Here is a 12,750-nt window from a genome sequence, read left to right as displayed (position 1 = left end):
GCATTCGACAACTCCGCATGCCGCACCGCATCCGCCGCAACCTTGGACGCATCCGCCGACGACGTCGCGATCTCACGCACACTCGCCGACATCTCCTCCACCGCCGTCGCCACCGTCTGCACGTTGTGACTCACCTGCTCACCAGCAGCCGCCACCACATTCGCCTGCGTCGCCGTCTCCTCACTCGCCGCCGACACCTGCGCCGACACCGCCGCCAGGTCGTCGGAGGCGACGTTGAGCCGGGTGGCGCCGTCGCCGACCTGGCGGGAGACGCTGCGCGCCAGCCACCAGGCGAAGACGAAGACGCCGACCGCGAGCACCAGGACGAGCGCGATCGAGACGTTGCGCGAGTTGGTGTAGGTGGCCGTGGCGGCCGCGCTGCCCGCCGCGAGCTTCTCCTCGTTGTAGTCGATGTCGGCGTCGAGGCTCGCGACGATGCGCTCGAGGAGCGGTTCGGCGTCCTCGATGCGCGTGAGCGCGGCGACGTCGTCGTTGGCCGCCGACAGCTCCAACACCTGGGTCCAGACGTCGGACAGCTCCGCGAAGCCGTCGTCCACGTCGGCCAGCCACCGCTCCTCGGCGGGATCGCTCGCCGCGCGCAGTGCCGCGAGCTCGGTGACCACGATCTCGGCGTTCTCCGCGAACGCCGCCTCGACCTCGGCCATCTCCGTCTCGCTGGTGGCCACCGTGTGCTGGCGTACGAGGCTGGCCATGGACCAGACCGAGCCGTCGATGGTGCGGGCGTGCGCCACCGCCGCGGCGTTCTCGGCGAGGACGCGCTCGTAGGCGGCGTCGACCCGGGCCGTGCTGACGATCAGGAACGCGGACAGGGCCCCGAAGGCGACCAGCACGATGGCGAAGGCCGACAACAGCTTGCGGTTGAGCGAGAGCTTGGACAACATGACGGTCACCTCGGGGAACAGCCGCCCCGGACGGAGCGGTTCAACTGTCCTTCAGGATCTGTCGACCGCCCCTGCGCGAGGTTTCGCGGTTTCTCGTTCGGCTCAGGAAATTCACGGCGGAGCGCAACCCCGACATGCCGAGAGGGCCCGCGCACGGACCCTCTCGACGACGACGTGTCCGTCAGGCGGGCGCGGGCAGCTGCACCGTGCGTGGCACGTCGAGGATGAGCAGCAGCCGGTCCTCGAGCTTGTAGGCGCCGGTGATCAACTCGCGCGCGACGCCCTGGACGGTGTCGGGCGGGGTCTCGAAGCTCGCATCGTCGACCTGGACCACGTCGCCGATCTCGTCGACGAGGAAGCTGACCTCGCCCTCGGCGGTACGGACGACGACGTTCATGGCCTCGCGCCCCTCGGGGCGGTCCTGGAGCTCCAGCCGTCGGCGGAGGTCGATCGCCGTCACGATCTGCCCGCGCAGGTTGATCAGTCCCTCGACCACGCCGTTGGCGCGTGGCACGGGGGTGAGGACCTGCGGGCGGATGACCTCCTGGACCTGGTGCACCTCGATGCCGAAGGTCAGCTCGTCGAGCCGGAAGGTGCAGTACTCGTTGTCGGTCATGGCGGTCAGGCTCCGAGGTACGCGTCGGACGCGAAGCGGTTGGGGTCGTGCGCGAACCGACCGGGATCGACCGTCGCCACGATGGCGGCGACGTCGAGCACGTCGGTGACGCGTTCCTGGATCACCGCCGAACCGAGCAGGCCCGGTCGTCCGTCGCCGTCGTCGAGGTCGAGGTGCTGTTCGACGATGTCGAGGATCGCGTCGACGACGATGCCGACCGCGCGTCCGGCGACCTGGTGCACCACGACCTCGAGGGGGCCCTCGGACGCGTTGGTCCCATGCACCCCGATCGCCGCGCCGAGGCGGACCAGCGGCAGGATCTCGTCGCGGTACTGCACGACCTCGCGGCCGCCCGCCCACTCCAGGGTGCTGGCGTCGAAGGTCTCCAGGCGCGACACCTCGGAGAGCGCCACGGCGGCGCGCCGCTCGCCGACACCGACCAGCAGCAGCGTCTGGGTCGCCGTGCCCGTGGCGACCACGTCGTCGAGTTCGGTGATCGCCGCCGAACGCTCACGTGCCTCGGAGACCACCCGGGCCCGCTGGGCGATGCCGAGGACGTCGAGGATCAGCGCGATCCGGCCGTCGCCCATGATGGTCGCACCGGCGAACAGGGTGGCGTCCTTGAGGTGGCCACCGAGTGGCTTGACCACGATCTCCTGGGTGTCGGTGATGTCGTCGACGACCAACCCGAACTGGTGACCGTCGGCCTGCAGGACGACGATGTTGATGACCTCCCGGTCGCCGTCCGCCGGCTCGGCGGTCACGAGACGGGGTTGGCCGAGCTGGTCGTCGAGCCGCACGATCGGCAGCAGCCGGCCGCGCAGGCGGTAGACCGGTGCACCGTGCAACAGCTCGATGCCGCTGCGCGCCTGCTCACCCTCCAGCCGCAGCAGCTCGAGCAGGTTCAGCTGCGGGATCGCGAAACGGTCACCCTGCGAGGTGACGACCAGTGCGGGGATGATCGCCAGCGTCAGGGGGATCTTGACCTTGAACGTGGTGCCCCCACCGAGCTCGGTGTGCACGTCGACCGTGCCCCCGATGCGCTCGATGTTGGTACGCACGACGTCCATGCCGACCCCGCGGCCCGAGACGTTGGTGACCTGCGCCGCGGTGGAGAACCCGGCGCCGAAGATCAGCTGCAGGGCCTCACGCTCGCGCATCGATCCGGCCTGCTGGGCGGTGATGAGCCCCTTCTCGAGCGCCTTCGCCTTCAGCTTGGTGGCGTCGATGCCGGCCCCGTCGTCGGCGATCTCGATGTTGACCTGGCCGCCCTCGTGGTAGGCGCGCAGGACGAGCCGGCCGGTCCTGGACTTGCCGACGGCGACGCGACGTTCGACCGACTCGATGCCGTGGTCGACGGCGTTGCGGACCAGGTGGGTGAGCGGGTCCTTGATGGCCTCGATGATGGTCTTGTCGAGCTCGGTGTCCTGGCCCTCCATCACCAGGTCGACCTGCTTGCCACAGGACAGCGCCAGGTCACGCACGACGCGGGGCAGCTTGTTCCAGACGTTGCCGATGGGCTGCATGCGCGTCTTCATGACGCCTTCCTGCAGCTCGGTCGTGATCAGGTTCAGCCGCTGGGAGGCGTTGGCGAAGGAGCTGTCCTGCTCCTCGGTGACCAGCTGCACGATCTGGTTGCGGGCGAGCACCAGCTCCCCGACCAGGTTCATCAGCTCGTCGAGCAGGCCGACGTCGACCCGGATCGAGCTCTCTGCCAGCCCACGGGCGCTCGCCTGCGTCGCCAGGGTCTGGTCGACCTCCTCGACGGGAACCTTCGCCTGTTCCATCAGGATCTCGCCCAGGGGCCGCTTGTCGCCCAGCTCCTGCGCGTGGAGGGCGAGCGCGACGTCCTCGGCGGTGGCGAGCCCCTGCTCGATGAGCAGGTCCCCCAGGCGCGGCGTCGGCGGTTCCTCGGCGGCGTCGGGGGCGGCGTCCTCGTCGACGCCGGCAGCCGCGACCTCGGTGTCGCCGCCGTCCGCAGCCGCGTCGACCGCGGTGTCGTCGCCGACCGCCGCGAACGTCGCGGCGCCCCCGGCGTGGAGCCGTTCGAGCTCGGCGACGAGGTCGGCGTGCTCGCTCGCGCCCTCCTCGCCGGTCGCCTCGATGTCGGCGAGCATGCCGCGCAGGGCGTCACCGGTGGTGAGCAGTGCGCTGGCGATCTCGCCGGTCACGACCAGTTCACCGTCACGCAGCTTGCCGAGCAGGTTCTCGGCGACGTGGGACACGGACTCGAGCCGGCTGAAGCCGAAGAAGCCGCAGGTGCCCTTGATCGTGTGGATGGTGCGGAAGATGCTGCCGAGCACGTCGGCGTCCGTCGGGTCCCGCTCGAGGGCGAGCAGGTCCTCGTCGTAGCGGTCGAGGTTCTCGTAGCTCTCGACGAGGAACTCCCCGACGATCTCGTCGATCTCGCTCACGGGCACGGCCTCAGCGCTGCGGCCGCCACGCCGGCGACCTCCTGCGCCCCCATCGGCGGCGACGGGCCGTGGTCAAGCAATCGGCGGGGCGTCGCGCTCCTGTGGCACGAACAGGTAGTCGTCCTCGCCCTCGACCGGCCCGGACACCGCTTCGAGCCGGCCCCGCCGGTAGCGGTAGACCCGGTAGCCGTGGGTGACGACGGCGGCCAGCACGTCGGCGCCCGTGGCGTCCTCGCGCGCCTGGTGCAGGTCGTCGGCCTCGAGGATCACCAGGGGGCGGTGCGTGTCGAGGACGTGTCCGGCGCCGGCCAGCACGCGCAGTTCCGCTCCCTCGACGTCGCACTTGATCAGGTCGACCCGGGCGAGGCCGGCCGTTTCGACGACGTCGTCGAGGCGAGCCGTCGGAACCTCGATCTCGCGGTGGGGCAGGCGTGAGAACGCGGCGGTGGACCTGCGGTCGGCCGCCGAGCCGTGGAAGTGCGCCCGCGTCGGTACCACCGGGATCCGCAGGGGCAGGGTGCCCGCCTCGTCGGCGAGCGCGACCTGGTGCAACTCCACGCGGTCGGCGAGACGTGCCAGGCGGACCAGCCGGCGCAGGACGGCGAGCGATCCGGGGCGCGGCTCGAAGCCGAGCACCCGACCGGTGGGTCCCGCGGCCCTGGCCATGACGAGGAGGTGGGCACCGCCCGCAGCGCCGACGTCGATGCAGACGTCGCCCGGCCGCACCAGACGCCGCAGCAGGAACAGTTCCTTCTCCAGGAACGGGATCCGGTCGACGACGCGTTCCAGGAAGTCGGGGCGGCCGTCGTCGTGCCCGGCGCGGCGTGCAGCCACGGAGGTTCCTTGTCCGTCTCGTCGGCGGCGGGACTCTACGCGTTGTCCTCCGGCGTGGGCTGTCCGACCGTCGGTCCGTGCAGCGCGGCGCGGCGGCCGCGGCTTCGCCTACCGTGCCGGCCGTCGCCATCGTTTTTGAAAGGTTGTCGTGCACCGACGTCGGACGACCCTGTTGACGGTGATCGCCGCCTCGCTCGTGGCGTGTGGCGGCGCGGCCACCCTCGATGGCGAGACGGCCGCGGACGTCGAACGCGGCGAGGAGCTCTTCCAGGCCAACTGCGCCCTCTGCCACGGGCCGCAGGGGCAGGGCACCAACAACGGGCCCCCGCTCGTCCACGAGGTGTACGAACCCGGCCATCATTCCGACGCGTCGTTCCACCGGGCGGTCGAGCAGGGCGTGGCGGCCCACCACTGGGACTTCGGGGACATGCCCCCGATCGGCGGACTCGACACCGCGCAGGTCGACGACATCGTCGCGTGGGTCCGCGAACGCCAGCGCGAGGCCGGGATCGACTGATCTTCCCGACCATCCGGTCGGGGACGTCGGCGGGGTGTCGATCCTGGACACGCCATGCTGTGGCCATGTCGTTCAACTCGATCAGTCGCGGGCTGCGCAGCCTCACCGGGGTGCTGGTGATCGTCGTGGCCCTGGGCCTGCTGGTCCTGGCGCCGATCGTGCCGTTCGTGGTCGCGGCCGCCGACACGGTCGACGCGACGCGGACGCAGGTGATCGACCGACCTCCGCTGCCGGAGAACCTGCCGATCGCGGCGGAGATCTCCACGGTCCACGAGTCCAGTGGGGAACGGATCGCGGAGTTGTCGGGCGTCGAGCGGCGCGAACCGGTCACGCTCGACCAGGTTCCCCAGGTGCTCGTCGACGCCGTGCTGGCCATCGAGGACGACGAGTTCTACGAGCACAACGGCGTCAACCACCAGTCGGTCCTGCGTGCCGCGGCGCGCAACGCGACGGCCGGCGGCATCGAGGAGGGCGCCTCCACCATCACCCAGCAGTACGTCAAGATGACGTTGCTGGACCCCGAGCAGACCCTCGACCGCAAGATGCACGAGGTCGTGTGGGCGGTGGAACTCGAGCAGCGCCTGAGCAAGGACGAGATCCTCGAGCGCTACCTCAACGCCGTCTACCTCGGCGACGGGGTGTACGGGTTCGGGACCGCGGCCGAGCACTACTTCAGCAAGCCGATCGAGGAGCTGACCCTCGCGGAGGCCGCCACGCTGGCCGGCACGATCCAGGCGCCCTCGACCACCAACCCGGTGAGCGATCCCGAGGCCGCCGAACGTCGCCGCGACGTGGTCCTGAGCCGGATGCTGGCCGAGGGGGCCATCGACGCCGAGGACCTCGACGCCGCCAGGAACGAGCCGCTCGAACTCGACCTGCGCGAGGAGGTCGCCGCCGAACCGTTCTGGATCGACTACGTCAAGCGGCTGATCTACGACGAGAACATGGCGATGCAGCCCGGGCTGCGCGAAGCTGTCGGCGAAACCCGGGCCGAGCGGATCGACGCCGTCTTCGAGGGCGGACTGCGCATCTTCACCACCCTCGATCCGGCCGTCCACGCCCGTGCTAACGAGACGCTGGCCAACCACCTCGACGATCCAGAACACGACCCGATGGGCGCGCTGATCACGGTCGAGCACGCCACCGGTGCCTTGCGTGCCGTCGCTCTGGGACCGCGACAGTTCGGGGCCTGCCCGCCCGACCTCGACGAGGACGAGCCGTGCCTGGCCACGCAGGTCAACCCGGCACTGCCCAACGCGGGCGGCTCGGGGCGTCAGGCAGGCTCGGCGTTCAAGCCCTTCGTCGCCGCGGCGGCCATCGAGGACGGCGTGACGCTCGACCACGAGTACGACACGCCGTCGGGTGAACCGATCGAGGGATGCGGGTTCTCCGACGAGGACGACTACGAGCCGCAGAACTACGGCGGCGAAGACGGTGGCGAGATCGAACTGCCCGAGGCGATGCGCGCCTCCAACAACGTGTACTTCGTCAAGCTCGCCCGTGACGTCGGTATCGAGCGCATCGTTGCCCTCGCGCAGGCGCACGGCATCACCGAGTCCTCGAACATCGAGGACTTCGGGGAGCGGATGTGCTCGATCGCGCTGGGTACCCCCGAGATCTTCCCCCTCGAGATGGCGGTGGCGTACGGCACGTGGGCCAACGCGGGCGTGCGCTGTGAGCCGTACCTGATCGAGCGGGTCGAGGACCGCTGGGGCGAGGTCATCTACGAGCACGAGCCCGTCTGCGAGCAGGTCGTCTCGGAGGAGACCGCGGGACTGATGCGCAGCCTGCTGTACCAGCCGGTGGCCAGCGACGGCACCGCGCCCGTCGTCGGGCAGGCGGTGCCGGACGCCTTCGGGAAGACGGGCACGACCCAGGACTTCGCCGACGCCTGGTTCGTCGGCTTCGCCGGGGCGTACTCCACGGCCTCGTGGATCGGCCACGAACGTCCTGCTCCCCTGCGCGACGTCACGATCGGTGGCCGCTATTTCGAGAGCGTGACCGGCGGGTCGCTGCCGGCCAGCATCTGGGCCGAGTACATGGCCGGTCTCGACGACTGAGCCTGATGCCCGGCCGCGGGCGCTTGGAGCCGGCACGGGGGGTGCCGCCGTTACCATCCCGCGGCACGCGCCCGTAGCTCAGCTGGATAGAGCACCGGACTTCTAATCCGACGGTCGCAGGTTCGAATCCTGCCGGGCGCGCTCACGGCGTGCGGCCGTCACCTGTCCGTGCGATGGCACCGCGGCCGCGCCAGCCGGGCGGCGTGCGACCAGGCTGGTGGGGTTCGTGCCGGCGATCGTCAGGAAAGTTTCGTGCCGCGTTCCATGCACGACGAAACCCGCCTGCGCACGTTCGCGGCCGGCCTCGCCCTCCGTGGCGCGATCGGGGTCGCGGCCGGCATCGCGGTCGCCCTCGCGGTGTGGCAGCTCGACCGGCTGCTCCGCATCGGGATCCCGGTCGATTCGTCGATGGCCCAGGCGTTGCTGGGCGCGTGCCTCGGTGGCGTTCTCACCATCGCGGTGTTCGCCCTGTGGATGCGCACCGTGGTGGTCGGGCTCGCGTCCGGGCAGGTCTCGTCGCGCATCCTCGTCGCCTACCTCGACGACCGGTTCCAGCGGCGCGTCCTCGGCGTCATGGTGAGCATGTTCAGCTATCTGGCCAGCGTCATGGTCCTGCTGCCGGCCGACGCCGAGGCGATCCCGCTGCTGAGCGCGTCGGTGGGGTTCGCGGCCGTCATCGCAGCGCTGATCGGCGTGCTGCTGGCGATGCGCAACGCCGTGTCGTCGCTGTCGATGCCGAGCGTGGTCAGGACGCTCGCCGATCAGGTCCTGGACCTCCTCGCGGAGGAGCCGTGGCCGAACGACGCGCTCCCGGTCCCGGCCGGGCGCCCCACGGGCACCGTCATCCGCAGCCGCACGCTGGGTTGGATCCAGGGGATCGACTTCGACGGCCTGCTCGACGCCCTCCCCGCGGGCGCCACCCTGGAACTCGGGCTCGACGTCGGCGACTTCGTGGCCGAGGGCGAGCGCGTCGCCACCCTGTCGGTCGACGTCGACGAGGACACGCAGGCGCGGCTCCGTGCGGCGTTCACGGTCACGCGCACCCGCTCGACCCGCCTGGACCTCGCCTACGCGGTCCAGCAGTTGGTGGACATCGCCGAGCACGCGATGGCGCCCCACTCGTCGGACACCTCGACGGCCTACGAGGCCCTGGTGCACCTGCGCGGCGTGTTGCACGTTCTGATCCGCCGCGGCACGGCCACGGGATGCCGCCGGGGCGAGGACGATCGGGCGGTCGTCTCCGGCGCGGCGTGGAGCCCCGCCGACCACCTCACGGCGGTCTTCGAGCGGCTGCACACCGCCGTCCCCGACGCCTCGATGTGCCGCCAGGTGCAAGCGACGGTGGAGGCGTTGCAGGGCACGGCCGACGAGGTCGGCGACGACGACGCCTGGGCGACGTTGGACCGGCTGCGAGAGGAGCTCTCGGCCGGTGGCTCGACGACAGGGGCGGTGCGTCCGGGCCGACGGGCTGGCTCGTAGCGTGACGGCACACGAACCGGGAGCGGGGAATGTCCGACCAACCCATCGACGACGACACCCACCAGGGCCAGGCCGACCACCCCGACGAGCAGGCAGAACTGCGCGAGCGTCGTGCGGGAGCCAGCGAGGACGACGTCACGGGCCGGGACAACTTCCGTGCCGACGAGACGGCGCCCGGGGTGGATCCGGACGAGGCCGACCTCTGACCCGCTCGTGAAGCCCCGCGCCCAGTAGCCTTGCCCCCGGGGACGACGAGGGAGCGGGGCGCGTGAGCACGTCGACGCCTGGGGACCGACCGACCACGGACGCCGAGGTGCGGTTCCGCCACGCGATGGTCCACGCGGTGCTGCGCGGCGTCGTGCACGACCTCAACAACCCGCTCGCGACGGTCGCGATGGCAGCGGCCGCGCTGCGGTCGGTGGACGACGACGAACAGCGTCACGAGCTGCTCGACATCGTCGAGCGGGAGGTCATGCGCGCCAGCCGGCTCGCCGCGGACGCCTCGGGCCGCTACGCGCCGTCCGAAGCGTCGGTGCAGCCGACGGAACTCACGGCGGTCGTCGAACGGATTCGTGCCTGGTGCCGTGCGCAGGATCTCGAGGTGGAGGTGACCGCCGCCATGGGCGACGCCAGGGTCCACGCCGATCCCGAGTTGCTGCCACGCGCGATCTTCGCCCTCATCGAGGATGCCCACGGAACCCCTGGGCGCGGCCGGCCCGTCGTGGTGGAGGTGCACCGCCGGACCGACGAGGTGGTGATCACGATCACCGACGACGGTGACCCCGTCCCCGACCGGATCAGCCAGCGCCCGTTCCTGCCGTTCCTGGGGGAACTGCCGCTCGGGCGCGGGGTCGGAGTGGACGTCGCGGCAGCGCGCGTGCACCTGTCGGGTCATGGCGCCGGGCTCACCTTGACCCCGGGGTTGGACGCGGGCAACGTCGTGACGGTGCGCCTGCGCGCGGCGGCGGATGGCGCCACCGACGCTGCCGCAGTCCAAGGTGACCCGGCGACGGACGCGGTGTCCCGTTCGTGGCGCGCCGTGGTGGTCGACGACGACGCGTCGGCACGACAGCTCCTGATCAGCGTCCTCGGGCGAGCGGGCTGGACCGTGACGGCGGTCGCGGACGGCGCGGCCGCCGAAGCGGCGCTGGAGGCCGGAGCCGCCGACGTCGTGCTGCTGGACCTCCACGTCGGTGACGAGCTCGGCACCGACATCGCCGCACGGCTCGCGCGGCGCTGGCCCGAGGCAGCGGGCCAGGTGGTGTATCTCACCGGTGACGCGGCACCTGGCGGTCAGCTCGACGGGCGCCCGGTCCTGGGTAAACCGTTTGAGCTCGCGGCCCTCTACGCGTTGGTGGAGGACGTTGCCACCGGTGGGCGGGGCGCCACGACGACCGGGCAGCGTGCGCTTTGACCGCCCCCGTGGCGGTGCCGTACTCTCCGCGATCGTGCCGGGCGACCGGTACGCCTTGGTGGGTGTAGCTCAGCTTGGTTAGAGCGCTTGGTTGTGATCCAAGAGGCCGGGGGTTCAAGTCCCCTCATCCACCCTGCGTCGCGGGTTCGCGGATGCTGTACCGTTCCGCCCCGCGCACGCGCCGCTAGCTCAATTGGTAGAGCATCCGGCTCTTAACCGGCAGGTTCGGGGTTCGAGTCCCTGGCGGCGCACCACACGAGAACCGGCCCGTCGTGGCCGGTTCTCGGCGTTTCACGGGGAGTCGCCCATCCGTCGCGGTCACCCCACCTCGCGCGTGCCGCCACGGTCTCAGGGCGACCACATCCACGGGTCGGGGAGGTCGAGGAACCGTGGCGGCTGGTCGTGGAGTGCGTTCATCTGCTCGGAGAACTCGTCGCCCTCGTCGGTCTCGCCTTCGCGTGCCGCGGCCTCCGAGGTGAAGTACACCACGGTGGTGTAGGTGCCGTCGGGAGCGAGCCCGACGAGTCCGCCGATCACGTCGGGACGGATGTCGTCCGGCATCTCCACCATGAGCTCGCGCGCGGTGTCGACGTCGTTGACCTTGCCACGGATGACCTGGACGAACCCCGCGTCGTCGGAGCCGCCCGAGCGGAAGGTGGACACGTCCTCGTGGTCCTCGAACGAGACCTGTCCGCCGAAGAGGCGCTCGGTCTCGGCCCACCACTCGGATTGCTCGGCGCGGTCGGAGTTGGCCCGCGCGGCCTCCGCGGACTCGAACCGGGCGGCGACGAAGGCGGTGCCCTCGTCGGTCACCCCGGCCGTGGTACCGGCCCAGCCGCTCCCGGCGGCGAGGTCGTCGCGCCAGCGATCCAGCCGGTCGCGGAGTGCCTTCGGGTCGTCGATCGGCCCCTCGATGAACTGGACGAACATGGCCCCCTCCTCCAGGCTCAACCTGCATTCACGTTCCGCCGGACCGTGCCGCCTGTCAAGGGATCGCCGCGCAGAAGTCCAGGATGTCGAGGCAGCGCCTCTCCTACCCGGTGAGCACCTGGTCGACAGGAGCGGCAGAAGCGGACCGCTTCTCACGCCGGTCCCGGATCATCACGCCCGCCCCGATCCCGAGCATGACCCAGAGGCCGTGCAGACGACCGCCGGCGACCATCGCGGCCACCGCGCCCGGACAGGTGCCCGCGATCGCCCAGCCGATGCCGAACGTCAGGCCCCCCTCGACGTGTTTGGCCTTGGGCGGCTCGCGACCGATCCGCAGCGCGCCGCCGAGGGCCGTGCGCCAACCACGACGCTCGAGCAGCCACAACAGCGGGGCGGCGGTCCCGATCGACGCGACCATCATCAGGTACAGGTGCGCCTCCTGGAACAGCAGGCCGCGGTGGATGACGTCGTAGTCGGCCATGCCGCTGAGCCACAGGGCGGCTCCGAAGACCAACCCGATCAGCGCCCCGGCAACCTTCACAACGCACCACCCGTCACCCAGTGCACGAGCCAGGTCACGGCCACGGCGGTGGAGAAGAAGGTCACGGTGGCCGTCAGGCTCCCGGTCGAGCGGGTCGAGCAGCCCGCCAGCCCGTTGCCGGAGGTGCAGCCGCCGGCCCAACGGGCGCCGTAGCCGATCAGCAGCCCGCCGGCGACCAGCACCGGGGGCAGCAGCATCGCCGGGACGACCTCGCTCAGCCGCCCGTAGTAGGCGCTGGGCGCGAGCTGCCCCCGGGACGCGGCAGCCGCCGCGGCACCGGCCAGCAGCCCGGCCAGGAACCACAGTCGCCACGCTTCTGCCGGCTGGCCGCGAAGCGCGAAGCCGAGGTGCAGGTACGACCCCGACACACCGAGACGCTGGTTGGAGACCGCGTACAGGGCGACGACGAGCAGCCCGAACACCGGGCCGGCCACGTACCAGGCAAGGACATCTTCCACGGCCACCCTCCGACGAGCCGATGCTCGGTCACCGCGACGACCGATCGTACGCCGCGTTGCGCCCGAGAACGGCGAAAAGCACGGATGCGTGCGGTGATCACCGCGGGCTCCGCCCCCAGTCCACGGCCAGGGCCCGGCGCAACGCGTCGACGTGGCCAGGCCCGATCCGGCCGCGCAACTCCGCTTCGAGCTCACCCAGGATCCGGGCGGCCCGGCGCGCGACGTCGCGGCCCCGGTCGGTCAGCGTGACCAACTGCGCCCGTCGGTCGCGCTCGTCGGTCCACCGCTCCACGAGCGCGTCCCGTTCGAGGCCGTCCAGGAGCTTGTGCGCGGCCTGTCGGGAGATGTCGAGCTGGCGGGCGAGCTCGATGACGCGCAGCGGCCCGGAGGACATCGCGAGGAACGCGCGCGACCGGTTCGGTGACAGCACCGGGCCCCCTTCCTGCTCCAGGCGGGCCAGCAGCGCCTCGTCGAACCACTGGCTCGCCTCGAGCAACGCCGCCGCGAGCCGGCCGGGCGGGAGTTCGTTGCTCGATGGTGTCGGCACGTCCCGCCCCTTTGCAGCTCGGTGACGTCAACGATACG

General features: G+C 71.2%; 13 protein-coding genes and 3 tRNA genes. 8 read left to right on the top strand and 8 right to left on the bottom strand.

All coding sequences use genetic code 11. The features are described 5' to 3' along the window. The 4 genes from ACERMF_RS04880 to ACERMF_RS04865 form a co-directional block, all read right to left on the bottom strand. Positions 1-902 (bottom strand): MCP four helix bundle domain-containing protein (locus tag ACERMF_RS04880; RefSeq protein ID WP_373667897.1); only part of this gene is annotated, 902 nt, incomplete at its 3' end. A gap of 181 nt (positions 903-1,083) precedes the next feature. Next, positions 1,084-1,518 (bottom strand): chemotaxis protein CheW, encoded by a 435-nt coding sequence (locus ACERMF_RS04875; RefSeq protein WP_373667896.1) that lies wholly within the window; start codon positions 1,516-1,518, stop codon positions 1,084-1,086. 5 nt (positions 1,519-1,523) lie between these two features. Next, complete coding sequence (locus ACERMF_RS04870; RefSeq protein ID WP_373667895.1) at positions 1,524-3,932, bottom strand: chemotaxis protein CheA; 2,409 nt, start codon at positions 3,930-3,932, stop codon at positions 1,524-1,526. Between the two features lie 72 nt (positions 3,933-4,004). After that, positions 4,005-4,766, bottom strand: coding sequence for an FkbM family methyltransferase (locus ACERMF_RS04865; RefSeq protein WP_373667894.1), 762 nt, complete (start codon positions 4,764-4,766; stop codon positions 4,005-4,007). A 148-nt stretch (positions 4,767-4,914) separates the two neighbouring features. Here ACERMF_RS04865 and ACERMF_RS04860 point away from each other — a divergent pair, with 148 nt between their 5' ends. The 8 genes from ACERMF_RS04860 (at position 4,915) to ACERMF_RS04825 (ending at position 10,490) form a co-directional block, all read left to right on the top strand. Beyond that, complete coding sequence (locus ACERMF_RS04860; protein WP_373667893.1) at positions 4,915-5,283, top strand: cytochrome c; 369 nt, start codon at positions 4,915-4,917, stop codon at positions 5,281-5,283. A gap of 65 nt (positions 5,284-5,348) precedes the next feature. Beyond that, positions 5,349-7,343: a transglycosylase domain-containing protein gene (locus ACERMF_RS04855; protein WP_373667892.1), complete on the top strand. Its 1,995-nt coding sequence runs from the start codon at positions 5,349-5,351 to the stop codon at positions 7,341-7,343. Positions 7,344-7,410: 67 nt separating this feature from the next. Next, positions 7,411-7,484, top strand: a tRNA-Arg gene (locus ACERMF_RS04850). 111 nt (positions 7,485-7,595) lie between these two features. Continuing rightward, complete coding sequence (locus tag ACERMF_RS04845; protein ID WP_373667891.1) at positions 7,596-8,822, top strand: DUF2254 family protein; 1,227 nt, start codon at positions 7,596-7,598, stop codon at positions 8,820-8,822. A gap of 29 nt (positions 8,823-8,851) precedes the next feature. Continuing rightward, on the top strand, positions 8,852-9,028 hold the full coding sequence (locus tag ACERMF_RS04840) for a hypothetical protein (protein WP_373667890.1): 177 nt from the start codon (positions 8,852-8,854) through the stop codon (positions 9,026-9,028). A gap of 62 nt (positions 9,029-9,090) precedes the next feature. After that, positions 9,091-10,236 carry a response regulator gene (locus ACERMF_RS04835; RefSeq protein WP_373667889.1) on the top strand — a complete coding sequence of 382 codons (1,146 nt, stop codon included), beginning with the start codon at positions 9,091-9,093 and terminating at the stop codon, positions 10,234-10,236. Positions 10,237-10,294: 58 nt separating this feature from the next. Next, positions 10,295-10,369, top strand: a tRNA-His gene (locus ACERMF_RS04830). Between the two features lie 45 nt (positions 10,370-10,414). Then, a tRNA-Lys gene (locus ACERMF_RS04825) sits at positions 10,415-10,490 on the top strand. 94 nt (positions 10,491-10,584) lie between these two features. Here ACERMF_RS04825 and ACERMF_RS04820 read toward each other — a convergent pair. The 4 genes from ACERMF_RS04820 to ACERMF_RS04805 form a co-directional block, all read right to left on the bottom strand. Then, complete coding sequence (locus tag ACERMF_RS04820) at positions 10,585-11,166, bottom strand: hypothetical protein (protein WP_373667888.1); 582 nt, start codon at positions 11,164-11,166, stop codon at positions 10,585-10,587. A gap of 103 nt (positions 11,167-11,269) precedes the next feature. Then, complete coding sequence (locus ACERMF_RS04815) at positions 11,270-11,707, bottom strand: DUF6691 family protein (protein ID WP_373667887.1); 438 nt, start codon at positions 11,705-11,707, stop codon at positions 11,270-11,272. After that, the gene (locus ACERMF_RS04810) at positions 11,704-12,165 is read right to left on the bottom strand and encodes a YeeE/YedE family protein (protein WP_373667886.1); all 462 of its coding nucleotides are present in this window, start codon (positions 12,163-12,165) and stop codon (positions 11,704-11,706) included. The genes ACERMF_RS04815 and ACERMF_RS04810 overlap by 4 nt, the downstream gene beginning before the upstream one ends. A gap of 97 nt (positions 12,166-12,262) precedes the next feature. Beyond that, positions 12,263-12,712 (bottom strand): MarR family winged helix-turn-helix transcriptional regulator, encoded by a 450-nt coding sequence (locus tag ACERMF_RS04805; RefSeq protein ID WP_373667885.1) that lies wholly within the window; start codon positions 12,710-12,712, stop codon positions 12,263-12,265. Positions 12,713-12,750 lie beyond the last annotated feature (38 nt).

The sequence above is a fragment of the Egicoccus sp. AB-alg6-2 genome, assembly GCF_041821025.1.
GTDB lineage: Bacteria > Actinomycetota > Nitriliruptoria > Nitriliruptorales > Nitriliruptoraceae > Egicoccus.
The sequence above is the reverse complement of the archived record's forward strand: the minus strand, read 5'-3'. Positions and strand labels throughout refer to the sequence as shown.

What these genes read in the sequence shown, in the direction of transcription:
- ACERMF_RS04875 (WP_373667896.1), bottom strand. Translation starts at nt 1,518, where the DNA reads ATGACCGACAACGAGTACTGCACCTTCCGGCTCGACGAGCTGACCTTC.
- ACERMF_RS04855 (WP_373667892.1), top strand. Translation starts at nt 5,349, where the DNA reads ATGTCGTTCAACTCGATCAGTCGCGGGCTGCGCAGCCTCACCGGGGTG.
- ACERMF_RS04840 (WP_373667890.1), top strand. Translation starts at nt 8,852, where the DNA reads ATGTCCGACCAACCCATCGACGACGACACCCACCAGGGCCAGGCCGAC.
- ACERMF_RS04820 (WP_373667888.1), bottom strand. Translation starts at nt 11,166, where the DNA reads ATGTTCGTCCAGTTCATCGAGGGGCCGATCGACGACCCGAAGGCACTC.